This is a genomic window from Kitasatospora sp. NPDC059803 (assembly GCF_042732255.1).
In the GTDB taxonomy this organism is placed as follows: domain Bacteria; phylum Actinomycetota; class Actinomycetes; order Streptomycetales; family Streptomycetaceae; genus Kitasatospora.
Genome location: NZ_JBHWIJ010000004.1, coordinates 1 through 24,722, shown reverse-complemented (window position 1 = coordinate 24,722; position 24,722 = coordinate 1). Strand labels below are relative to the sequence as shown.

Below are 24,722 nucleotides of genomic sequence, written 5' to 3'. Positions count from 1 at the left end.
GGGCGGGAAATTTGTATGACTTATGGGTCGCCCCGTCACCTCACCGGATTCTCCGACTAGGATGATTCCAACTCGAAAAACCCTCTGCATCAGGCGAGTTCAGCAAATTGGACGCCATCCGTGGGCATGGATGGGTCAAGGAATCACGCCCCAAGGGAGCGCACTATTGGGTGGCGATTCGCGCGCATCCGCCGCGGTCCGACAAATCGCGGCGCTGGCCGGGGAGTTCCCGGACGGAGCGACGCCCGACGCACTGGCAGCCCTCGCGCGTGACCGCCACCCGGGCCTCCCGCGGCCCCGGGTGCTCAAACTCGCCGATCAGGCTGTCACCGCCGGGCTCCTCACCAGGGTCGACGGACTGTTCGTCATCAATGATGTGCCGCAAACAGGTTCACCAGTCCATGGCAAACCGGAAGTCCGGACTGCCGGACGAAGCGGGCTCCGCGCCGTCGCGATCGACCTGGAGAGCGTCGTCACAGCCGTTCCCGCCGATCCCTATCTCGAACGCCACGTGTACCAGGCGGCAGCGGTGCGGTTCGGCACCGACCAGGACTGGATCGAGTCCGCTCCCGGTTGGCAGCGCTACCTCCAACTCACCTGCGACACCGGCGAGATCCGCAATCCGGCAACCCGCAGACAGGTGCAGGCCGACGGAGTCCCGGCCGACCTGGCGTGGCAGGAACTGGCCGCCTTCCTCGCCGGGGCGGACGTCGTGGTGGCGTACAACGGGACCGGCCTGGACTTTCCCCTCGTCCGGGAGTCCGCTCGGCGCGCGGACTGCGAAGATCCGTTGGCCCGCCTGCGGACGGCGGACGCGCTCTACCTCGCCCACGCGATCTGGCCCGTCGCCCCCCTGCACCGGCTGCACGCGCTGGCCGCCGAACAGGACGTCCCCGCATCGGGCCTGCGCCCGCACACGGCCCCGCACGACGCCGAACTCCTCGTCCGCCTGCTGACCCGCGCGGCCGCCGAGGTCCGGGGTTGGGGTGAGGAGCTTCGCGACCTGGTCCGGACCGCCTGCCCGGACTCCCCCGCGTGGCGAATACTGTTCGAACTCGCGGACGCTCCGATCCGCCCCGACACCGACGTCGCCCCATGGGACCAGCAGCGGGTGACCCGACTGGTGAGCGCCGAGCTCGCCGACCACCGCCCCCGACGGGACGCCCAGGAACTGCGCCGGGGGCGGCGCCCCGTGCAGCTCCCCACGGACCTTCTCGGCGAGGACGGCCGAGTGGACCCGACCGCACTCGCCGCAGTCGTCCACCGGACCAGGGCGACACCGCGGCCGGCCCAGCAGCAGATGGCAACCACCCTGCACGACTGGGCCCGTTCCGGCACCTCCGGCCTGCTCGAAGCCCCCACCGGAACGGGCAAGAGCTACGCGATCCTGGCCGCCGCGCTCGACTGGCTCGCGGGCGCTCCGGGGCGAAGGGCGGTCATCGCCACCTTCACCAAGCAGTTGCAGAGCCAGCTGGCCCACGACCTCACGGACCTCGAAGCAGCGCTGCCCGGCCTCCTACAGCTCAGCGACCTCGTGAAGGGCCGCTCCAACCGGCTCTCACTGGCCGCCCTGACGGCCACACTGGCCCAGGCCACCCAGGGCAGGTTCGAGTCTCGCGGCCGGGCCCGCCCGGTGGAGCACCGCCGGTTCCGAGAGCTGGCCGTCTACCTCCTGCTGCGGCTGCGCGCCGCCGCCGAGCCCCCGCTCTCCTGGACAGCCAGGTCGGTGGACCCGGTGGATCTGCCCGCGTTCCTCTCCGAGTACACCGACCGCGCCCTCGGGCCGTGGCTCGAATCGCTGTCCCAGCGCGACGGTGACTACGCGCCGAACGAGCGGACCCCGATCGCCGCCCACACCGACACCGTGCGCGAGGCGATGACCGGCCACCGGCTGCTCCTGGCGAACCACGCGCTGGCCCTCTCCCATCTCGACGACCTCCAGTCCCTCGGCCACGACACCCTGCTGGTCATCGACGAGGCCCACGAACTGGAGAACGCCGCCACCTCGGCACTGACGACAGCCGTCGACTACCAGGCCTTGGAGGAACTGCTCTCCGAGTGCACCGCCTGGCTGGCAGACGCCCGCGGCGGAACCGTAAGGGATCGGGTCGCGGACGCCATCGCCGCCCTGGAGGCCCTGCTGGACGGGGAGCAGCTGCCGAGGCTCGCGGCCCGGGCCTTCGATGCCCGGGCACGGGGTGTCGGGGTACGGATCGGCAACCGCAGCGCGGTCCTGGCGAGTCCGTACGCCGGGACCTCCGGAAGCACGGAGGCCCGGGGTGTCCAACGGCTCCTCGCGGACTTCGCCCGGGTGGTCGGCTCGGTGTCCGCCCTGCTCACCCGCTACGTCGTCGAGCACACCGACGCGCTCGACGGCCTGGTGAAGGAGCGCGTGCTCGCCCTCGCCCGCCGGGCCGAGGGCAGCGCCGCCACCCTGGGCCGCCTCAGCGAGGACATCAGCGCCCTGCTCTGCCGCGTGGTGCAGCTGGACGACACCCCCGACCCCCTCCCGTCCCGGGTGGTCTTCCTGGAGGAGCTCGCCGAACCCCGGCGCGGCCTTCGCTCCTACCGGTTCCGGTTCGCGTCCAGCCCGATCGACCTGCCCGCGGACCCCGAGTGGCTCCGCTTCCTGGGTCTGCTCCCCCGGGTCCACTACGTCTCCGCGACACTGCGGGTCTCCGGGACCTGGGACTTCATCCGCGCCAGGCTCGGGCTGCCGTCGACCCTCCCGGCGCTCGCTCTGGAGTCGCCCTTCGACCTGGCCCGGCAGGCCGAGCTGGTCTGCTTCTCCGACTTCCCGTCCTGGGCCGAGCAGGAGGAGGGTGCGATGCGCACCATCGCCTACCAACTCGCCGGCTACGCCCGGGAGTCGGTCCTCCCCCGCGCCGACGGCAACGGGCACGACGGCGGCGCCATGGTGCTCACCACGGCGCGTAAGACCGCCGCGGGAATCGGCGAACTCCTGGAGCAGGAGCTCCGTGCCCGCGGTCTCTCCGCCCCGACCGTCAACGCCCTGGTCCTGGGCAACGGCCGGGCCCTCACCGAATTCACCGACCGGGAGGAGGGCGGCGGCTTCCTGGTGGGCACCAAGGGGCTGTGGCAGGGCGTCGACGTGAAGGACGAACAACGGCTACGGCTGGTCTGGATCAACAAGCTCCCGTTCGCGCCCTTCGCCGCGCCGGTGGTCGAGGCCCGTCGCGCGGCGGTCCGGCAACGGGCCGAGGAAGCCGGGGACCCCGACCCGGAGGGTGTCGCCACCGAGACGTACTACCTGCCGCTGGCGGCGCTCCAGCTGCGTCAGGCCGTCGGCCGACTCATCCGGTCCGACCGCCATCGCGGCGTCGTCGTGATCAGCGACCGCAAACTCGGCGGCAGCACGGCCCTGCGCCGCGCCTATCGGAAGGCCTTCCTCGGCAGTCTGGACGAGGGCCTCCTGCGCCCCGACCCGGTCACGGGCGAGCCGGGGGCCGGCAACGTGACGACCATGGCCGATGGCTGGCGGCGGATCTGGGAGTCCATGTCCGGTGCCGGCCTCATCTCCCCGGACCGAGCGGCGGAACTCTGCACGGCCGAGGAACTGGACCGCCACACCCTGCTGCCGTTCACCCGCCGGATCCGCGCGCTCACCCTCACTCCTGAGCAGACCGCCCGGCTGCGGGCCGACGGAGGCCTCGTCACAGCCGTCCTGGAACGGGCGGCCGAGATCGGCGGCCTGCTCAGGCTCGACGACCGGCCCACGAAGCTCAAACCCGCGCAGGAGCAGGTGATCACCGCCGCCGCGGAGGGCCGCAACGTCCTGGGGCTGCTCCCCACCGGCTTCGGCAAGAGCTACACGTTCCAACTGCCCGCGCTCGTCCTGCCGGGCACCACCATCGTGGTCAGCCCGCTCGTCGCGCTGATGCACGACCAGGCGCTGGAACTCAACCGCTCGATCGGCGGCGCGGTGCGCGCCCTCATCTCACCACTGCGGGAGTCGAGCAGCCGGGCCGGCAAGACGGAGGTGGCCGACCAGTTGCTGGGCCGCGCGGAGCACGGCATCAAGCTGGTCTACGTCAGCCCGGAGCGCCTGTGCCAGCGGCGGTTCCGCGAACTCGTCCGGCAGGCCGTGGCGGCTGGCCGGGTGACCCGCATCGCCGTCGACGAGGCCCACACCGTGGCCCAGTGGGAGGATTTCCGCCCCAGCATGCGCCGCCTCGGCCGGTTCCTCTCCGAGCTGCGCCGGGACCACGGCCTGCCGGTCACCGCGGTGACCGCCACCGCCAACCGCTCCGTGCACGCCACGATGCGCGAGGTCCTGTTCGGCACCGTGCCCGAACCGCCCGCCGCCGCCTCGGCCGAGGAACGGGCCGAGGCGCTCGGCCCCGTCGGCCGAGGCGGCCTCGTGACGGTCCGGGAGAACCCGATCCGCCCGGAGCTGGCGGTCTTCCGGCGCACGTTCCGTCGCGGCGGCACCACCGAGGTCGCAGGCCTGGCCGAACGGGTCGTGGACGCCGCGGACGGGCACGCGATCCTCTACTGCCTCACCGTCAAGGAGGTCAACGCCCTCCACGCCCACCTCCGTGAGTACGTCGGCGACGCCGGAAAACGCGTCCTGCGGTTCCACGGGCGGCTCTCCGAGGCCGAGAAAGCCGCCGTGATGACCGAGTTTCGCGAAGCCCCCCACCACGGCGAGGAGGGCTTCGTCCCCGTCATCATCGTGGCCAGCTCCGCCTTCGGGCTCGGCGTCAACCGACCCGACGTCCGGACGGTCTTCTGCGTCTCGCCGCCGACCGACCTCGCCGCGCTCTACCAGCAGATCGGCCGCGCCGGGCGCGACGGGGCCGACCGGAGGCCCAGGGCCGACGACGGACCGGCGAACACCGCCCTGGCCCTGGCGACCAGCCGGGGCATGCGCACCGTACAGTTCATGACCGCGCAGGACCTCTCCCCGTCACTGCTCCGTCGCATGGGCTGGGCCGTTCTGAAGCAGCGGGGCAGCCTGGACGCGGTCACGCTGGCCGACGCCCTGATGGCGGAGGACGTCGCCGCCGGGCTGCTCGACGAGGAGGAGATCCGCAAGGGCCACGTGGCCGACCGCTACTCCGGCGGAGTGATGCGGGCGTTCAGCGCACTGGCCGATCTGGGGGCGGTCGCCGACCTCGGCGACTACCCGCCGCTCTGTACGGTCAAGGCCGGCGAGGGACATCCCGCCGGTGAAGGCCCCGACCCGGCACACCGCGACGACGTCATGGAGCAGTCGATCGTCTCGAGCGTCCTGTCCCTGCCCGATCGTTCGCGGCTGCGCGTCGACAGGCTCGACGCCCACCTGGCCCGGAGCGTCGACGGCTACCGGGAGGTCTCCGACGGCCCCGCGGGCAGCTGGGAGGTTCTCGCGGACCTCCACGACCGGGGGCTCCTCGACGTCTCCGCCGCGCCGAGCAGGCGGCTGGTCACCGGGCTGCGGGTCGAACGGAACCGGCTGCCCGAGAGATTCCTGCCGCTGGTCTCCCGCCGCGCCGAGCGGGCCCGCGAGGAGCTCGCCCTGCTCAGGGCGTTCTTCGACGAGCCGGCGGTGTGCGCCCAGCGAAAGTTCGCGGATTACTTCGGCGTCGTGGACCTCCCGGAGGGCTGCTGCAGCACCGCGCAGTGCCGATGCTCGGCCTGCTGGGCGGTCCCGGACTGGCCGAAGGAACAGCGCCGCCCGACCGTCGCGCAGGCCTTCGAGAATCCGGCCCCGCGCGCCGGGGGGAACACGGACGGCGCACTGCGCGAACAGCGGATCGACCTCAGGGCCTACCGCCTCGCCCGGCGGATGCCCGGCGGGGTGCACGCCCGCTCGCTGTGGCGGGCCCTGCGCGGCGAGGAGTCGTCGTACGACCCGGCGAACCGGCGCACGGTGCCGCTCCCCCGCCCGCTGCGCGACAGCCCGCACTTCGGCGGGCAGGCCGGACTCCCCTACTCCGAGGTGGAACGGAGCCTGCAACGGCTGGTCGCGGCGGGCGCGCTGGTCGCCACCGTGAACGGCCGCTGGCGGGCCCGACCCGTACCCATCGCCACCCTGAACACTGCCCGACGCAAGAGGAACGAGGAACGCGCGTGACCCTGGCACCACCCGCACCGTCCGGAGTCTGGCGCCCGTACATCGACGAACCGCTGCTCACGCCCGCCGTCGTGGACGGCCCCGACGCCCTGACGGCGCCGGACCTCGACCGGCTCCGCCGGTACCTGGCGGCCCTGGTCTCCGCCCGGCGCGGTCCGGTCCACACCGCGGTGGCGTTCAACGCCGTCTACTTCGGCTACGACCTCGACGGCCAGGGCTACGGTGGCAGCCCGCTGGACCCGGACGCTTTCCCGGTCGTCACCCTCGGCGAGTGCATCCCCGCCATCCCGGTGGGGGCCATGGTGCGCATCGCCACCGGTTCGCAGCCGCTGTACGCAGAAGTCGTCTACAAGGAGGGACGCCACCCCGCGACGGGCCCGCTGGGCGACGTCCCGGAGTGGATCTCCGGAGCGCCGGCCGGCGCCGAGCGCGACGGTACCGCACCGGGACCCGACGACGCCCCGGTACGACGCGAGTTGCTGGTCCCCGACGTCCATGCCTTCGGCGACGCGCTCAGCCTCACCGACGCCCAGCTCGGCCGGCTGCGGCTCCAGCAGCGCTGGATCGACCGAAACGGCCACGTCGTGGTCAACGCGCGCTACCCGTCACCCGGAACGGCCGGGCAGGACGCGCTGACCGCGTACACGGACTACCTGCTGCACGAGGCCCGGGCCCAACTGCTGAGCCCCGCCGTACCGGTCTCCCTCGTCGACCTCGTGGCCACCAACGACGACGCGCTGCTCCACGGCGCCCTGGTGCGGATGCTCCGCACGATCGCGTCAGTTTTGAACTCCTGTGAACAGTTGCGCTGTTGGGGCTCGTACGCACTGCCCCGCAGCGCGCTGGCCGCGACCTGGCAGGACGACGGCCCGCTCGGCCGCGGCGACATGAGCAGGCTGGCGACCTCACTACAGCTCGCTGGCCAGGCAGCCGGCCCGCGCCGCCGCGGCATGCCCGCGACCACGACCGTCCACACCGCGATCGGCCCCTGGCTGACCACCGTCACCGGGGCCGCGCCGCTGCTCAGCGGGGTCGACTACGCGGCAGCCATCTGCCGGGCCAATCTGGCCGTCGCCGACGTCGTACGCGGGGAGAGCAAGGACGGGCTGTTCGCCAACGGCACCCGGGTCTGTCTCGACGACGCCTTCGAGGGCGGCGGGGTCTGGCGATCGCGCCGGCCGGGCGCGGAGGAGACCACGGCCGACCCGCTGATCCCGTCCGGACTCGGCTGGCGCGCCGCGTCGCAGCCACCCGCCCCACGGCCCGTCCGCACCGCTCCGGCCACCGGGCCGGAGCCGCGAAGCACCGCCCCCACCGACCAGCCGAGCCCGGCCCCGGTCGACGCACCGCTCGGTGCCACCGGGCCGGCACAGCCGGAACTGCTACGGGTGTCCGACAGCGAGGTGGTGTGGCGCCTCCCCCTGCGGCTCGCACACGTCATGGACGGCTTCCTGCCCCTGCGGCCGCTCATCGCCGACGAGTTGCGCGGCGCCCTGCACCGTGACGACACCCGCGTCCGTCTCGAACTCGACCACGAGGGCGGGGAGATCGAGGAGTCCCAACGGGTCCAGGACACCGTGCCCGAGCTCTCGGGTGAGCCGGGTCGCCTGTCGGGCATCGACTGGCCGCTGACCTTCTTCCCCGGCATCGAGCTGCTGCTGCAGTGGCCGCGCGGTGGGCGGGTGGTCCGGGCCACCACCATGCTGCTGGAGACGCCCGTCATCGTCGACGGGGACGAGATCCGCCACCGCTACTCCAAGGAGATCCTCACCCGGGAGAGCACCCCCGGCAGCACCCGGGACACCGACTCCCCCGCCGGTCTCGGCGAACGCGACCTGGTCATGCGCGCCGTACGCCGCTGCGGGCTGCTCACCGTGGACGGACACGCCCTCCTCGACCGGTCCGCCCTGCCCCTCACGGTGTACGGACAACCACCCGCCGCCCGACAGGCGACGGCACTCGAAGCGGCCGTGGACGAGCTCATCGCCGCCGCGCGCCTCTACCCGGTCGTCGGAAGCCGGGACCACGACGGCCGCCCGCGCTACCCGGCGCGCCCCGACGAGCCGGCGATCCCGCTGATCGGATACGCCCCCGTCGTCATCCCGGCGCAACGCGCAGCACCCGCCGCGACCGACCCGGGCCACCGCTGGCACCCGGCACCGAAGCCGCACCAGGTCCACGGCTTCCTGCGGCGCCTCAGTCCCGGAGCCACCCCCAGCAACGCCCAACGGGCCGCCTACCAGCAGCACTGCCGAAAGCTCGGCAAGGCCGACGGCTGGGACCTGCCCTCGGGCTACACCTTCGTCACCGAGCACACCCGGGCGCGATGATCCCGTGTCCCGCCCTCCTCTCCCTCGAACCGGAGCATGCATGGACGACACCTACGAGGCAGTGCCGGAACCCCCGCTGTCCCCACCGGGAACCACACTCGCCACGCTGCAACCGCTGGCGAACGCGCTGAACGCCCTCGGACACCCGGTCGCGGACGTCCTCGACGACGTGACCGCTGGCATGGTCGAGCTGGCCTTCAACTCGCTCTCCCCGAAGGAACGCCAACGGCTGCTGGGCAAGCTCGGCATCAAGCTGGCCGCTCCCCGCCGGGCCGGGAAGGCACTGTGCCGCGACATGCTCTCCCGCATGCAGCGGGACGCGCGCCAGCGGCGCTGCCACTGCGCGGTCAAGGCACTGACGTACCGGGTGATGAGCGACGTGTCCGCCGCGGCGGACCCCTCTTCGGGGATCGTGACCGACCCGGTGGCCCGCTGGGGCGACACCCTCGTCCGGCTCGCCATGCTCTCCTGGTGCAGCGCCTCGGCTGTCGGCGCGCGGGTCCTGGTCTGGGCCGCCGAACGCGACTGGCTCGGGTACGAGGCGGAGCAGCAACTCCTGGACGCCGTACGGGCCGCCGCCGACGACGTCGTCGAGGCGACTCCCGGGTTCAGCCTGTACGACCAGACGGACGCGCCCGTCCCCGCCCAGGGCGAGTTCGCCGAGCCCGCTGCGCCCTGCTCCCCCGAGGAGGCAGCCGGACAACCAGCCGCCGCCACGGACGGGCCCACCCAGGGCGGCACGCTCGACGTGGCGGCCACGCACCAGGCGTTGGAACTCGTCTTCCAGTCCGCCCAGGAGGCCTCGCGCCGGATCGGTACGGCCCTGGACGCCGGGTACCCACCCGCGGAGGAGGACATCCGCGCGCTCACCGTGCTGACCGACACCTTCCGGCAGTTCCGGGACGGCCTGGCCGAAGCAGGCGTGCAGAAGGTCCCCGACCAGCTGGACGACCTGGCCGAGAGCGTGCGCTCGTATCTCGACGATCGCCGCCGCGACCGCGAGGCCCGCGCGGCGCTCCTGGAACTTCTGACGATCACATGCCCCGAGCGGAGCCCCGCCTCCGGCGGACTCGAAGCCGCCCACGGGCTGGCCCGTGCCATCCTCGACTCGCCGCGTTGGGGCGACACCGAGCGGGCCGAGGCCGCGACGCTCGGCGCTCTCGTCGAGCTCGTCCGGCTCCGCGAGCAGCCGGACCACCCGGCCGAGATCATGTCCCGCCAACAGCAGATCGGAGCTGCCCTGCCGACCTGCGCCGGTGCGGCGCTGCTGTACACGGAGCTGTCCCTTCCCGAGGAGCCGGTCCTCCCCCAGGAGCTGCCGTTCCCCCGGCAGGCCGACGCGGCCCCGCAGGCCGTCACCACCCCGGCCCGGGAACCGGGGCCGGACCCGACGCCCGTCGTCCCGGCCGCGACTGCTGTCCCGTCCGAGGCCCGGTCGCCGGTACCGGTGCCCGAAACCCCGCCGGCCACCGTCGAACAGCCCACCCCGCCGGCGGTCGGGTACCGCTCGGAGCAGGTCGCGAGCGCGCGGGCGGCCACCGTCCCGGAGGCGGAGCCCGCCGTTGCCCCCGCCGTACCGGCACCCGTCCGGGCCGACGCCGAGGTGTCGGCGGCCATCACCCGGCTGGTCGCCGAGAGGCGGTTCGGCCTCGCCTTCCACCTGGCTCGGGCCGTCGGCCGGCCCGAACCGGAACAGGCCTCCCTCCGCCTCGCCGCCGCCGGTGCCGCTCTCAAACCGGGGACCGTCGGCGGTCCGCAGGCCTTCCTCAAGGCGCTCCTGCGCTGCGAGACCCTGGAAACGAAGACCTTCGAGAACACCGAGTTGCTCGCGCTGCCCGCGCTGCTCCGCGCCTCGCTGTCCACCGGTGAGTACGCGGCCGGCGCCCAGCTGAAGGCCCTGGCCGTCCGGCTGCCCGACGGCCTCGCCACGCTCGCCGTCGCGGTCGCGGATCCGACCCTCAGCGGCGCCCTGGCACTCACCAAACCCCTGAGCGGTACGGCGGACGTGTCCGAGTCCGAGAGCCGGCTCCGCGACGTCGTCCAGCAGGCACGCGACCTGCTGAAACCCCCGCGGCTCCGGTTCAACCGGGCCACCACCATCGCCAAGCGCTGGCTCGCCCCGGACGGCCTGCTCGGTTCGGTGCTCCACGCGCTGTCCGAGGACTCGCCGGAGGCCGGATCGAGGGCGCGGGAGGCCGTCGACCGACTGTCCCGTCTCACCGACATCCAGTCCGAGATCGACCGGATGGACCGCGGACTCCGCGCTTCGAGCAATCGGGTCTTGCAGGGTTCCGGACGTCAGGACCTCGTCCACCTCGTCGAGCGGACCACGGACTGCGCCAAGTCCTGGATCGACGCCACCGAGGCCATCCGACGGGGCCGCACCGCCGAGACCGACTGGGCCCGGCAGGAGACGGCGGCCATGCGGCAGACCCTGCTCGACGGATGCCGGCAGGCCCTGGAGGACCTCGACAAGCTCAGGGGACGATCGCCCGGCTCGCTGGCCTCGGCCTCCGCGTGGGCGGCCCACGAGTCGCTGAGCGCCCTCTTGGACGAGATCGAACAGGGCCCGGCCCGCTTGCGGCGCTTCCCCGGCCTCGACGCACACCAGACGATCGACGCCGAACTGCTCAAGATCCCCCTGGCCACCGGCGAACAGCCCACGGTGTCCGCGTTGCTCGCGGCCCAGGACCGGACCTGGGAGGAGGCCCTGGCGCTCCAGGAGGGCCAGGACGTCTTCAGCACCGCGCACCGCATCCTCGACCTCGCGGAACAGGGCTCGCTGCCCGGCAAGCCGATCTCCTTCCCTCCCGCACGCCGTACCGAGCTGTTCGAGGCCGAGGAGCGGCGGCGCGAGACCCTGCTGGCCCGGCACACCGACCTGGTCGCCGAACTCCGGCGGGCGCAGGCCGACGGCGCCCTCACCGACGACCAGGACCTCAGCCTCCAGGAACTCCTGTCCGACGCGCAGCCCCACGCCGAGGAGGACGGCAAGCGTGAGCTGATCCTGGTCCGCCGCACCCTGGACCAGGTGGCGAAGCTCCTCCCCCGGTTCCGCGGCGAGGCCGCCGAACGGCTGCGCTCCCGGCTGGACGCGCTCCCCGAGGTCAGCGACGAGGACCACGCGCAGGTGCTGCGCCATCTGGAGACCGACGGGCTGGCCACCGCCGCCGACCTCGTGTACTTCCTCGAACTCGGCGAGACCGTGCCCGAGATCGTGTCCGGTGTGTCCCACCTCGCGGGGTTCTTCCCGTCCGTACCGGACGGGCTCCGCTCGGGGATCACCGCCGAGCTGATCCGGTCGGTCCGCGACCACGGCAAACACCCGGACATCCCCGCGCTCGACTACACCCGGTTGTCCGCGGACGAGGCCGATCGCGCGGCCAAGGCGCTCGAGACCTGGAAGGCGCTCGGCGCCACTCCGCCCAAGGGCCGGCAGAGCGCCGACCCGCGGCAGATGCTCCTGCCCGCGCTCAACCTCCTCGGCTACGAGGCCAAGCAGGCCCTTCCGCTGAACGGCCTTCCGCGCAGCGTCGAGTACCGTTTCGTCGACGTCCTCGACATCGAGATCAACGGCCGCGCCTGGGCGCCCGTCTTCGGGTCCAAGATCCTCGAACAGGCCGGCCGGCTCCGGGTCCTGATGATCTGGGGCCGGCCCTCGGCGCAGTTGCTGCTCAGCCGGGTGTCCCAGGAGCCCAGCAAGGAGAGCCTGCTGGTCGCGTACTTCGGCACCCTCGACAGCAAGGCACGGACCGAACTCGCCGCAGCCTCGGTGGACATCGCCCCGCTGATGGTCGTCGACGACGCCGCGCTCGCCTACCTCGCCGCCCACGGCAACAGGCAGGTCAGCGTGGCGACCGAGACGCTGCTGCCGTTCTCCGGCGTGAACCCCTACATCAGGGAGAAGCGCGGGCGCATCGGCCGGGAGATGTTCTACGGACGCGACGCCGAGCGCAAGAGGATCCTCGACCCGGACGGCACGCAGATCATCTTCGGCGGACGCGGCCTCGGCAAGTCGGCCCTGCTCAACGATGCCGGGGACCGGTTCGCCGAGCAGCAGCGGGACTACCACCAGAAGCTCTACCTCAACCTGGACCACCACAACATCGGCAAGGGCACCGCGCTGGGCGCCGAGACCATCTGGGGCGTGCTCGACCGCGAGTTGACGGACCAGAAGGTGCTGGGGAAGCCCCGCCGCAAGGCCGAGGCCGATCCCTACGAGCGGGTCCGTGCCGGCATCAAGCAGTGGCTCGACGCCGAACCCCGCCGGCGGTTGCTGATCCTGATGGACGAGTGCGACCGCTTCTTCGAGGCCGACGTGCCGCACTGCACCGAGACCCGACGGCTGCGCGGGCTGTGCACGGAGACGCCCGGCCGGATGAAGGTGGTCTTCGCCGGCCTCCACTCCGTCCAGCGCTTCACCCGGCTGGCCCGTAACGGTCCGTTCAGCCACCTCGCGCAGACGCCCACCGTCGTCGGCCCGCTCGCGCCGCAGTTCGCCGCCGACCTGCTCGTCGACCCGATGCGGGCCCTGGGCTTCGAGTTCGTCGACGTCGACCTGGTCAACCGGGTGCTGGGCTACTGCTCGTACCAGCCCTTCCTGCTGCAGATGTTCGGCAGTCGGCTGGTGGAGGTGATGCAGCAGCGGCGGAGCCGCGGCGACGCCGGCAGCCCGCCCTACGCCATCTCCGTCACCGACGTCGAGGCGGTCGAGTCGGACCCCTCGCTGCGAGCCGACATCACCGCGGCGTTCAAGGACACGCTCACCCTCGACGACCGCTACGACATGATCGCGAACGTCCTCGCCCGCCACGCCCGGGACAACGGACTGGAGACCCGTCTGAGCGACGCCGAGCTCCGCGACGAGTGCGCGAGCTGGTGGCCCGACGGCTTCGCCGGCCTCGACAGCGAGGGCTTCCGCGCCTACCTCCAGGAGATGGTCGGCCTCGGCATCCTCGCCCCGAACCACGACGGCCGGGGCTGGCACCTGCGCGGGCCGAACGCCCTACGCATGATCGGCACCGCCCAGGAGGTGGAGAACCGGCTGCTCACCGCCGCCGCCGAGTGCGAGCTGGAGGAGACCATCGCCCTCGAAAGCCGGCCCGAGCTGCCGGACAAGCGAACCGCTCCACTGACCGTGACGCAGGTGGACGACCTCCTGGCCGGACGCACCAACCAGACGAGGGTGGTCTTCGGCACCCCCGCCACCGGTATCGGTGATGTCGAGAGGACGCTCCGGTCGGTCACCGACCGGGTCGGAGGCTGGAGCCTTCCGCCGATCGGGCGCCCGTCCGTGTTCCGGCAGGCCCTCACCGAGGGCCTGCCCGGCACACGGCGGGTGATCGTGAGCGACCTGGCCGCGAAGATGACCAGCAACGACACGTGCCGGGATGCCGTCGTGTTCGCCCGGACTCTCCTCCCGGAGCGGACCGACGTCACCCGCGCGGTCGTCCTGATCGTCGGTCTCCACCAACTGCAGCTCTGGCGCGAGCTGTTGACGGATCCAGTGGAGGGGGATTCGATCGCGGTCTTCCTCCGCCGCCACGACCAGCGCAGCCTGCGGGCCTGGGCGCAGCACACCGACCTCTTCACCGCTGAGCGGGTGACCAGGCTGCTCGAACTCACGGGCGGCTGGCCCGCCCTGCTGGACCGGGCCATCAGCCTGCACAACCATTCCGGGAACGAGGACGAGGCCCTCAACCGGCTTCGCGACGACCTCCAGCAGAAGGCGTTCGTCGAGGAGTTCCTCGACGACGTCGGACTCACCACGGATCCGCTGATCGGCGACGGCTACCGCGCCGTGGCCAAGGAGTTCGGCGCCGAGTGGGCCGACGAGGCGGACATCCTCACCGCGATCGAACTGGCCGGCTTGGAGGTACCCGATGCCGAGTGGGTTCTGACCTGTCTGGAAGCGCTCCAGGCCTTCGACCGGAACGGTGGTCGGATGCGGCTGGAACCGGTGTTGCACAACTGCTGGTCGCGCCTCTGATCCCACGATCCCTGTCGAGGTGGGCCGCTCGTTCCGGGTGGCCCACCTCCGTCCTTCCGCACCGACGGGCACGCGACGGGGCCCTGTCGGCAGGTGCGGCCGATCGGGTGGAAGTGGGGGGGTGTGCGTTGCGTCGGGGGAAGGACGGTCGGGCGGTCGGATGAACTTCCCAGATGCGCATTCACTTCCGGACCGGGCGGATCGCCTCGGTGCTGGCCCTGCTGGCCGGTTCGCTGCTCGGCAGCAGCGTGCTGGCGCCGCCGGCCCAGGCCGCGATCTCTTTCACCAAAACCGTCGACAAGGCGACCGCCTCCCCGGGGGAGAACGTCACCTACACCCTCCGGTACACCTGCTCCATCACCGAGTGCACCAACGGGCGGATCACCGACACCCTGCCGTCGAACATGCAGTTCGTCGGCTGGACGCCCGACCCCTCGTCGGTGGACCAGGCCGCCTCCACCGTGCCCGCCGCGGGGGCGATGGGCGGCGCCATGGACATCAGGCTCAAGGACCTCAGTCCGGGCACCACCGCCACCATCACGGTGACGATGAAGTACCCGAACTTCACCACCCCCGACGGGGCGGCCTCCACCAACTCGGCCACCATGACGGCCACCGGTGAGCCCAGCCAGACCGCCTCCGCCGACACCAAGGCCCAGGTGCAGCCGCAGTACACGGTGACCAAGGGCATCCAGACCTCCAGCGGCGACGGGCGCACCGTCACCTACCAGTTCAGCGCCTGCGCCACCGACCTGGTACCCAACGTCGACCTGGACACCAGCCGGCTGCTGGACACCCTGCCGCCCGGCGCCGTGGTGGACACCGGCCGCTCGCCCGGCTGGAGCCAGGTCGCGCCCGGCCCCAACACCTGGGGCTACGACATCGGGGAGTTCCGCTCCGGCAACGGCCGCGGCGGCTGCCGGCTGCCGGGCGTGCTGGTCGTCAACTACCCGGAGGCCGACTTCCCGGACGGGACGACCTCCGACAACACCGTGGACCTGTACGGCGACCCGATCGGGCCGGACGCCGAGCGCAAGCTCGACACCGCCGGCACCACCACCGGCCAGTTCCGGCCCCCGGCCACCGGTGTGACGGTGACCGCCAGCAAGGTGTGGCGCGACGGCGTCACCTCCGGTGACATCAACTCCTTCAGCCTGTCGGCCACCAACACCTCCGGCCCGGCCACCAGCCTGACCATGACCGACCCCGGCGCCGGCACCACCGACGGCCTGTACAACTGGCTCTTCCCGCAGTCCCTCCAGCTGGAGCCGTGGAACCCGACCAGCATCGGGCTCACCCTGCAGTACCGCCTCGACGGCGACCCGACCTGGCTGACCTTCAGCCCGTCCAGCCCGTTGGACGGCTCCAGCACCCGCCGGATCACCTTCGTCCAGGGCGCCGGCGACCCGGCCCGCGACGAGCTGGGCATCCCGGCCGGCCGCCGGCTCGACGGCCTCAGGTTCACCTGGGACGGCCCCATCCCGACCGGTTGGAGCCCGGGCAACTCGGTGCAGGTGATCGCCCAGGTCGTCACCCCCGGCCACGACGGGCGCCCGGCCCCCAGCCCGCTGACCAACTGTCTGGACACCACCGCCGGCGACGGCACCAGCACCTCCGCCGCCAACGCCTGCGCCTCGACCACCGTCACCGCCGCGACCAACCTCGGCGCGGCCAAGACCACCGTCGCCGGCGAGCTGTCCGCACCCGGCGGCATGGCGACCTTCCAGGTGATCCCGTACAACCGCAGCGGTCGCGACCTGACCCGCCCGCTCGTGCTGTACGACGTGCTCCCGGCCGGTGTCGTCTACGTCGAGGGCTCGGCCCGGCCCGACCCGGCCTACCCGGATGCCAAGGCCCCCCAGTCGATCACCGTCACCCCCGGCCCGGACGGCCGCCAGATCGTCCGGATGGAATGGCCGCCCGGCGCGCCCGACATGATGTACCTGCACGACGCGCTGGCCTACCGGATGCTCTTCGACGTCCAGGTCGCCAGCAGCATCCGCTCCGGCGAGCTGACCAACGACATCTACGTGACCGTCGACCGGCCGACCGCGCCGGTCGCCTGCATGTTCTCCGGCTCCGACAGCGGCGTCCCGGACCTGCTGGACCTCAACGGCAACGGCGACACCTCCGAGCTCATGTGCCACGACTCCTCCCGGATCCAGGTGGACGTGCCGAGCGTGCTGCGCTCGTACAAGGAGGTCATGGGCGACCTGGACGCCGACTACGTCAGCATCGGCAGCGCCACTCCCGGCGGCCGGATCTCCTACCGGATGACCGTCCGCAACGACTCGCCCGACCCGGTCACCGACTTCATCGCCTACGACAAGCTCCCCACCCCGGGCGACAACTACGTCCTCACCCAGGACGCTCCGCGCGGCAGTGCCTGGACGCCGTCGCTGAGCCAGCCGATCACCACCAGCGACCCGACCGTGGTGATCGAGTACACCACCGACCCCAACCCGTGCGTCGACGCCGCCCTGGTCAACCGGACCGGCTGCAACAGCAGCGCCACCTGGAGCAGCACCTTCCCCGGCCCGGGAACGGCCACCTGGTTCCGGGTCCGCCGCCCCGGCAGCCTGCCCTCCGGCGAGGCCTTCACCCTGACCTGGCCCATGGTCGCCTCGGTGGACGCCCCCGACGGTGAGTACGCCTGGAACAGCTTCGCCTTCACCGCCACCGACGCCGGCGGCCGCCAGCTGCTGCCCGCCGAGCCGGCCAAGGTCGGCGTCGCCGTCAAGCAGACCAAGCCCTCCGACAACGCGCTCGGCGACTTCGTCTGGCAGGACATGGACGGCTCCGGCATCCAGAAGCCCGGCGACCCGGGCATCGCCGGCGTCACGGTGAAGCTGCTCGACGGCAACGGCCAGCCCGTCCGCGACAAGAACGGCAAGCCGGTCACCACGGTGACCGACCAGAACGGCCACTACCTCTTCGACCACCTGCCCGACGGCAGCTACGCGGTGCAGTTCGACCTGTCCACCCTGCCCGACGGCGCCACCGTCACCAAGCGGGGCGTCGGCACCGATCCGGCCAAGGACTCGGACGCCGACCCGGCCACCGGCATCACCCAGACCGTCACGCTCAGCGGAGGGCAGCGCGACCTCGACCTCGACATGGGCGTGATCCTGCCGACCACCCCCACCGGGTCACCGTCCCCGTCGCCGTCCCCTTCCCCGACCTCCTCCCCGTCGCCGACGTCCTCGCCGTCGCCGACGCCGTCGCCGACCGCGTCGACGTCTCCCTCGCCGACCGCGACCCCGTCCGGCAGTACGACCCCGACCGCCGGCCCGACCCACAGCGCGAGTCCGTCAGCGAGCGGCGGGACGCTGCCCAACACCGGCGGCTCGGCGCCCGACGCGTTGATCTCAGCCCTCGGCGCCCTCGCCGTCCTGGGCGGTGTGGCGCTGTGCGCGATGGTCTACCGCCGACCCGGACGACACAGCTGACACCGACGACGGGCAACTGAACACCCGACCGACACCAGTGGCGCCGCCCCCAGCGGCGCCACTGGCGCGTTGTCGGAGGCAGGCGGGCAGGCAGTCCGGCAGTCGGGCAGTCCGGCAGGCAGGCGGGCGGGCGGGCAGGGCTGGAACCGGGGGCTCGGGCTGCGGGAGTTCACCCGGGGAAGGCCTACGGGCGCTCCGGGGTGAGCGCCAGGACGGCGAGGTCGTCGGCGAGCAGGCCGGCGTACTCGTGGACGTCCTGGGCCAGGAAGGAGACCAGCCGGTCGGGCGAGGTAGTGCCGAGGGCGGCCAGCCGGGGGGCCAGCGGGTAGAAGGCGCCGGTGGCGTCGCGGGCCTCGCTCACGCCGTCGGTGTAGAGCAGGACGGTGTGGCCCGGGGGCAGGGCGACGGCGGTCGGCTTGCCGCGCTCGTCGGGGCGCCCGAGGTGGGCGAGGCCGAGCGGGAGCTCGTCCGCGCAGGACACCGGGGTGATGGTGTGCTCGGTGAGCAGCAGCGGGGTGGTGTGGCCCCGGTTGACGATCTCCACGCAGTCGGAGCCCGGCCGGTACTGCAGCAGGACGGCGGTGACGAACAGCTCGTCGTCGCCCCGGTCGGCGGCGTCGCGCAGGACGGCACGGTCCAGCTGGTCGGCGAGGTCGACCAGGTCGGGGGTGTCGTGCGCGGTCGCCCGGAAGGCGCCGAGCACGTCGGCCACCGTACGGACGGCGCCGAGGCCCTTGCCGCGGACGTCGCCGAGCAGCACCCGGACGCCGAAGCGGGTGTCGCACACCTCGTACAGGTCCCCGCCGACCAGGACCTCGGCCTGGGCCGGGCGGTAGAGGCCGGCCACCCGCAGGCCGCCCGCCCGCTCGGGCACCGGGCGCAGCACGGTGCGCTGCAGGGTCTCGGCGACGGTACGGGCGTGCAGCAGGGTGCGGTTCTGCCGGGTCCGCTGCCAGGACAGGGCGGTGCCCATCACCCCGGAGAGCAGCGTGGCGATGTAGACCCAGACGTGGTGCTGCTCGTTGATGTGGCCCGCCCGCACAGCCAGCACCAGTTGCAGCGCCAGGGCGCCGACCGTGGTGGTGGCGGTCAGCGCCGGGCCGTAGCTGAACGCCGCCACCACGGGCAGCGCGGTCAGCAGGAAGCCGGCCGCGACCGCGTCCGGGACGATCGCCTCGGCGGCCAGGTCGAGCAGCAGCAGGAGCACCGGCAGCCAGGGCACCCAGCGCGGTGCCCGGGGTTCCACGGCCGCCGGATGCTGCGGGCGGGGTGCTACGGGCACGGTGGGATCCTCCCGGCCGACCGGTCCGGTATGACCGGTTCGTCCCTCCATGCTCTCCTACGGAGGACCCGGCCACGAATGGCCGAACGTCCCGGTTTCCGGGGCCGACCGGGCCCGGAAGCGGGGCGTCAGGGCCGGTCGGCGGACGGTGACGACCCCCGCCCCGGCTGGCAGCCGGGTCGGTGGGCGGTCAGCGGCGAGACGGTCGTCAGCGGACGATCACCGGCAGGGTCTCGAAGCCCCGCAGGACCAGGCGGTCCCGCCGGACCGGCACGCCGCCTTGGGCCAGCCGGGGGAAGCGGTCGAGCAGGGCGGGCACCGCGACCTCGGCCTCCAGCCGGGCCAGCTGGGCGCCCAGGCAGTAGTGCGGGCCGCCGCCGAAGCTCAGCGGCTGGCTGTCCCGCCGGGTCGGGTCGAACACCTCCGGGCGGTCGTACCGGGCCGGGTCGTGGTTGGCCGCGCCGAGCAGCAGAAGCGCCACGTTGCCGACCGGCACGGGCAGCCCGTCGACGGCCAGCCCCTCGGCCAGCGCCACCCGGGAGGTGAGCTGGACCGGGGAGTCGAAGCGCAGCACCTCGTCGGTGAAGCCCGCCGGGGTGATCGCGCCGCTGCGCAGCCCGGCGGCCGCCTCCGGGTGGCGGAACAGCAGGGCCAAGCCGTTGCCGAGCAGGTTGGTGGTGGTCTCGAAGCCGGCCACCAGCAGCAGCACCAGATTGGCCAGCAGCTCCCGGGCGGGCAGCCGCTCCGGGTCGTCGGCGGCGATCCGGGCCAGGTCGGTGACCAGGTCGTCCTGCGGGCGGGCGAGGCGCTCGGCGGCCAGCTCGGTGAAGTAGCCGGCCAGTTCGTCGGCGGCCTGGTCAGCCTTGGTGAGCTCGGAGCGGTCGTCGATGAACTCCAGGGCGACGGTGAGGTCGGAGGCGAGGTCGCGGAAGCGGTAGCGGTCCCGCTCGGGGACGCCGAGCAGTTCGCAGATCACCCCGACCGGCAGCCGGAAGGCGAAGGCGTCCATGAAGTCCACCGGCGAGCCGTCGGCGCCCTGCTCGGCCATCTCGTCCAGCAGCCCGGCGACCGCCGCCTCCACCGCCGGGCGCAGCGCGGCCACCCGACGGGCGGTGAAGACCGAGGCGATCAGCGAGCGGACCCGGGGGTGGTCGGGCGCGTTGCGCTGCAGGATCGAGCGGCCGAACAGCGCCATCGACGGGTGCTCGGCGAATTCCGGGGTCAGCTCGGCCATCATGTCGGCGGTCGCGACGGCGAAGGCGGGGGTGCGCAGCACCTTGTCGGCCGCGGTGTGGCCGGTCACCAGGAAGGTGTCCGGCCCGGCGGGCACCGCCGCGCCCAGCGCATGTGCCCGCGCGTACAGCGGGTACGGGTCGGCCCGGCCCTCGCTGGTCAGCAGTTCCTCGATGATCGCCGCGCCGTCCATCCGGTGCTCCCCTCCCAGAGGCCACGTTCCTGCTGCGTGAACCACCGGAGGGTGCAGCGGAGTTCCCGTCCGGCGGGGGTACCGGGCCGGGCCGGGGGCTCGCCCGGCGTCGGCCCGGGTGCGCGTCCGGCGGGGGCGCCGGGCCGGGCGGGTTGGCGCCCGGCCGTCGGGCGGCTCGGTAGGGTTGCCGATATGGAGATCTGGATCAACCCGCGCTGCGGCAAGTGTCGGTCGGCGCTCGGCGCGCTGGAGGCCGTCGGGGCCGAGTACACCGTGCGGCGCTACCTGGAGGACCCGCCGACCTCGGCCGAGCTGGAGCAGGTACTGGAGCGGCTGGGCCTGGAGCCGTGGGACATCACCCGCATCGACGAGCAGGTCGCCAAGGACCTGGGGATGCGGAAGTGGACCCGGGAGCCGGCGGACCGGGATCGCTGGATCGCGGCGATGGCCGAGCACCCGATCCTGATCCAGCGCCCGATCATCACCGCGGACGACGGCCACGCCGTCGTGGCCCGGACCCCCGAGGCGGTCAAGTCCGTCCTGCCGTAGCAGCGCCGCGTCCGGAGCCTCCGACGTGTCCGAGGCGTCCGAGGCGTCCGAGGCGTCCGAGGCCGGTCAGTGCAGCTGGATCCGCTGCACCGGTCGGCCCGGGTGCCAGTTGAGGATCCACAGGTGGCCCTCCCCCACGGCGGTGTGCACCACCTGCTCCAGGTCCAGCCGGAAGGCGTGGAAGGCGGTCGGCGGCGGCTCGGGCAGATCGGCCGCGTAGGCGGACAGTTCGGCCTCGTCGGTGATCTCGACCGCGCGGCCGGAGACCTTGGAGTCGCCACCGGCCATCGTCTCGTCCCCCGGGTGGGCGTGCAGCGCGAAGCGGGCGTCCCGCTGGAGGTCGCGCGCCTTGGCCGAGCCGTACATCGACCCGAGCATCAGGTCGGCGCCGACGAAGCCGACCTCCGTACCGCTCACCCGGGGCGAACCGTCCTTGCGCAGCGTCGCCAGGACGTGGTGCTTCTCGGCTTCGAACCGGGCCCGCACGAGGGGGGCCAGCTCGGGTGCCTGCTGCTCGAAATCCTGCCAGGTGACCATGGCGCCAGTCTGGCACCGGGCACTGACAACCGCCGGGCGCCAGGGGCAACCTCCGGGTGTCAGGGGCCGGTGCCAGACTGGCGGGGTGACCACCACGACCACGTACATCGCGTTCCTGCGGGCGATCAACGTCGGCGGCCGGACGGTGCGGATGGAGCGGCTGCGGGCGCTCTTCGCCGAGTTGGGGCTCGGGGGCGTGCGCTCCTACATCCAGAGCGGCAACGTCTTCTTCACCACCGACGAGCCGGACCGCGCCGCCCTCACCCGGCGCATCGAGGAGCACCTGGAGCGGTCCCTCGGCTACCCGGTGCCCGCGCTGCTGCGGACGGTCGACGAGGTGGCCGCGCTGCTGGCCGCCGAGCCGTTCAAGGGCGTCGAGGTGACGCCCAACGTCCGGCTGGTCGTGGCCTTCCTCTCCGAGCCGCTGCCCGCCGACCTCGCCGTCCCCCGCCTCTCGCCGAAGGGCGACCACGAGGTGGTCGGCGCCGACCCGGGCGCCGCGTACGTGGTGGTCCACCTGCGGGACGGCAAGTGGGTCACCGGGGAACTGTTCGGCAAGGCCTACCGGGGTGCGGTCACCTCCCGGTTCCTGCACACCATCGAGAAGATCCTGGCGGCCGCCCGGAAGGGCTGACCCCCTGCCCCCCCGCTCTGCCCGCCCCGGCACCCAGGCACCCGGCCGCCCGGAACCGCGGTGGCGCACCGGGCGTCTGGAGTGCAGTGACGTACTCACCGTGCGCCGGCACCCGGCGTGATCTGGACAGTCCGAGCCGGCCGAGCCGACAATCGGGCCATGACCTCTCCTGAGTTCCGCACCGGCGCCGTCCGGCCCTCCGGCGCGGTCCGCCCCTCGGACGCCGAACGGGACCAGGCGCTCGGGGTGCTCAAGGACGGAGCGGGCAGCGGACGGCTGTCGCACGACACCTTCCTCGGCCGGATGGAGATCGTCCTGCACGCCACCAGCCGGGGCGAGTTGGACGAGGCGATGACCGGGCTGCCGACCGGGAACCCGGTCGAGCGCTTCCTGCTGCGGACGGTCGGCCGGGTCTCCGCGTTCGGGGACCGGCTGCGCCGGGCCTGGCGCACCGAACGGCTGCCCGGGCTGAGCCTGCCGGAGACCGGGGCAGGGCAGTTGACGATCGGTCGGTTTCCCGGCTCGGGGCTGCGGCTGCACGACGCCTCGGTCTCCCGACGGCACGCCGAACTGCGGCGCGAGGGCGGCGGCTGGGTGCTGTACGACCTGGGCTCGACCAACGGCACGCACGTGAACGGGCGCCGGATCGCGGGCGGGGTGCGGGTCCGGCCGGGCGACCAGGTCCGGTTCGGGAACCTGGAGTTCCGGCTCGCCTCCGACTGAGCCGCACCCCCGGCCGGTCGGTACGGCCTGAGCGGGCGTCGGGGAGGCGCCGGGGAGGCGTCGGGCGGGCGGGCCGGCGATGTCAGCCGTGGGTGACGTGCAGTTCGGCGTAGCGGTCGCCCTTGTCCGCCTTGCGCAGGGTGACCTTCGCCGTGCCGACGGCGGTCTCGGTGTCCTTGCCGACGGTCTTCCGTTCGTCGCCGACCGCCACCTCGACCGTGCTGTCGGTGATGTGGCCGACCGTCATCTTCACGGTGCGGTCGCCGCCGAAGACCTGGAGGGCCTTGAAGGCGTCGGTGCCGTCGGTGCGGACGACGACGTCGCAGCTGTCGTCGTCGAGGCAGAGCGCGACACCGCCGTCGCAGGCGGTCAGTCCGGCGCCGAGGGCCAGGACGGCGCCGGCGGCGAGGAGCGCCCGGCGGTGGAGGGCGGGCCCGAAACGGCGCCGGGCAGGGGTTCGGTGGGAGTTCGGGGTGCTCGCTGTGGTCATGGCGTCGACGGTAGGCGCCCGGACGCGCCCCGCCATCGGCCGTCGGCGGTACGCACCCCCTGGCCGGCCCCGGAGCGCCCGAACAGCCGCAACCCCGAGGGTGATGGGTCCAATCCCCTAGGGGGCGAGGGGAGTTGGAACTGCGGGTAGCGGATTCCGGAAAGGCTCGGCATATGCCTTAGGGGTATGCCACGCGCGTAGATCGACGGGCCGCGAAAAGGACCGGCGGTCAGTCGGCGACACCGCCCAGGTCGCTGCCCAGCGCACCGGCCGGGCCCCACAGCGGCGCCATGCAGCGCTGGTAGGTGGCCTGCCAGTGCGGCCAGTTGCGGGCCACGTCGTCGTCGCACTCGGCCAACAGCCGCTCCACCAGCGCCGGTTCCACGCCCTCCAGCAGCCAGGCCAGCGCGTCCGCCGTCCCCGGGCCGTCCGCCGAGCGCAGCAGGTCCATCAGCTCGCCCAGGCCGCCGAGCCGGGAGCCCTCCGGGACCACCCGCTCCATCCGGGGCAGCAACTGGCGCTCCTCGATCCGCAGGTGCGTCTCCAGCCGGGCCGCCAGGTCCTCCATCGCGTACGCCACCGGCCAGGCGCTGCCGGTGTCCCGGCTGGCGATCCGCACCAGCGTGGTGACCCGGGTGAACGAGTGGTCGAGGTTGTGGTGGTCCGCCTCCAGCCAGTTGAGCAGCAGCCGCAGCTCGGGGGCGAAGCGGCGCACGATCGGCCAGATCCGGCTGTCCTGCTGCTCGTGGTGGCAGGTCAGCATCGCGGTCACGAAGCTCCAGTGCCGCAGCAGCGCCTCGCCGGCGTCGTCCTCGCCGGGCTGGAGCAGCCGCAGGGCGTTGGGCAGCCGGGCGAGGTCCCGGCGCAGCGCGGCGTGCACCAGCCGCAGTCCGGCGAAGCGGGCCGTCACCGGCTCCTCGCCGACGGCCCGCACGGGCACGGCCGCGCCCCGGGTGTCGACCCCGGACCCCGCCTGCTCGGGCACGGAGGGGGACGGCTGAGGCAGTAGATGGATCGGCATGGGACTCTCTTCACGACGTCGTGGGGCGGGCGGGGCCAGCCGGTGGAGCGGCCCCATCCAAGGTGCTCACAGTCGATCAAAAGTGAATCAATGTCCGATTGACGCGCAGGTCACAGGCATGCGCGCGGGGGAAACGGCGCTGCGCGGGAGCCGCCCCGCGCTCGCCCGCCCGGCCTCCGGACGCTGCCGGAACGCCGTGGGCCCGGGGCACCT

At 73.0% G+C, this 24,722-nt stretch carries 12 protein-coding genes; 7 read left to right on the top strand and 5 right to left on the bottom strand.

The genetic code is table 11. The features are described from left to right. Nucleotides 1-511 precede the first annotated feature (511 nt). The 4 genes from ACFV6I_RS01310 (at nt 512) to ACFV6I_RS01295 (ending at nt 17,847) form a co-directional block, all read left to right on the top strand. A complete protein-coding gene (locus tag ACFV6I_RS01310; RefSeq protein ID WP_380423217.1) occupies nt 512-6,079 on the top strand; it encodes a DEAD/DEAH box helicase in 5,568 nt (1,855 codons plus the stop codon). Further along, nucleotides 6,076-8,409 carry a hypothetical protein gene (locus ACFV6I_RS01305; protein WP_380423216.1) on the top strand — a complete coding sequence of 778 codons (2,334 nt, stop codon included), beginning with the start codon at nt 6,076-6,078 and terminating at the stop codon, nt 8,407-8,409. Before ACFV6I_RS01310 ends, ACFV6I_RS01305 begins: the two co-directional genes overlap by 4 nt. Nucleotides 8,410-8,449: 40 nt before the next feature. After that, on the top strand, nt 8,450-14,398 hold the full coding sequence (locus tag ACFV6I_RS01300) for a hypothetical protein (protein WP_380423215.1): 5,949 nt from the start codon (nt 8,450-8,452) through the stop codon (nt 14,396-14,398). A gap of 173 nt (nt 14,399-14,571) precedes the next feature. After that, complete coding sequence (locus ACFV6I_RS01295) at nt 14,572-17,847, top strand: SdrD B-like domain-containing protein (RefSeq protein WP_380423214.1); 3,276 nt, start codon at nt 14,572-14,574, stop codon at nt 17,845-17,847. A 184-nt stretch (nt 17,848-18,031) separates the two neighbouring features. Here ACFV6I_RS01295 and ACFV6I_RS01290 read toward each other — a convergent pair whose 3' ends face one another. Further along, complete coding sequence (locus tag ACFV6I_RS01290; RefSeq protein ID WP_380423213.1) at nt 18,032-19,129, bottom strand: PP2C family protein-serine/threonine phosphatase; 1,098 nt, start codon at nt 19,127-19,129, stop codon at nt 18,032-18,034. 208 nt (nt 19,130-19,337) lie between these two features. After that, entirely contained in the window at nt 19,338-20,555 is a 1,218-nt protein-coding gene (locus tag ACFV6I_RS01285; protein WP_380423212.1) for a cytochrome P450, read from the bottom strand. A 192-nt stretch (nt 20,556-20,747) separates the two neighbouring features. Here ACFV6I_RS01285 and ACFV6I_RS01280 point away from each other — a divergent pair, with 192 nt between their 5' ends. Then, nucleotides 20,748-21,104: an arsenate reductase family protein gene (locus ACFV6I_RS01280; RefSeq protein WP_063347331.1), complete on the top strand. Its 357-nt coding sequence runs from the start codon at nt 20,748-20,750 to the stop codon at nt 21,102-21,104. Between the two features lie 66 nt (nt 21,105-21,170). On the opposite strand, the gene ACFV6I_RS01275 is transcribed toward ACFV6I_RS01280, so the two are convergent. After that, a complete protein-coding gene (locus ACFV6I_RS01275; protein WP_380336642.1) occupies nt 21,171-21,641 on the bottom strand; it encodes a pyridoxamine 5'-phosphate oxidase family protein in 471 nt (156 codons plus the stop codon). An 85-nt stretch (nt 21,642-21,726) separates the two neighbouring features. Between ACFV6I_RS01275 and ACFV6I_RS01270 the strand changes: the two genes are divergently transcribed. Then, nucleotides 21,727-22,275 carry a DUF1697 domain-containing protein gene (locus tag ACFV6I_RS01270; protein WP_380423211.1) on the top strand — a complete coding sequence of 183 codons (549 nt, stop codon included), beginning with the start codon at nt 21,727-21,729 and terminating at the stop codon, nt 22,273-22,275. Between the two features lie 159 nt (nt 22,276-22,434). Next, entirely contained in the window at nt 22,435-22,998 is a 564-nt protein-coding gene (locus ACFV6I_RS01265) for an FHA domain-containing protein (protein ID WP_380423210.1), read from the top strand. A gap of 82 nt (nt 22,999-23,080) precedes the next feature. Here ACFV6I_RS01265 and ACFV6I_RS01260 read toward each other — a convergent pair whose 3' ends face one another. Further along, nucleotides 23,081-23,488, bottom strand: a complete 408-nt coding sequence (locus tag ACFV6I_RS01260; protein ID WP_380423209.1) for a hypothetical protein — start codon at nt 23,486-23,488, stop codon at nt 23,081-23,083. 229 nt (nt 23,489-23,717) lie between these two features. Beyond that, complete coding sequence (locus ACFV6I_RS01255; protein ID WP_159398408.1) at nt 23,718-24,509, bottom strand: hemerythrin domain-containing protein; 792 nt, start codon at nt 24,507-24,509, stop codon at nt 23,718-23,720. Nucleotides 24,510-24,722: the final 213 nt, after the last annotated feature.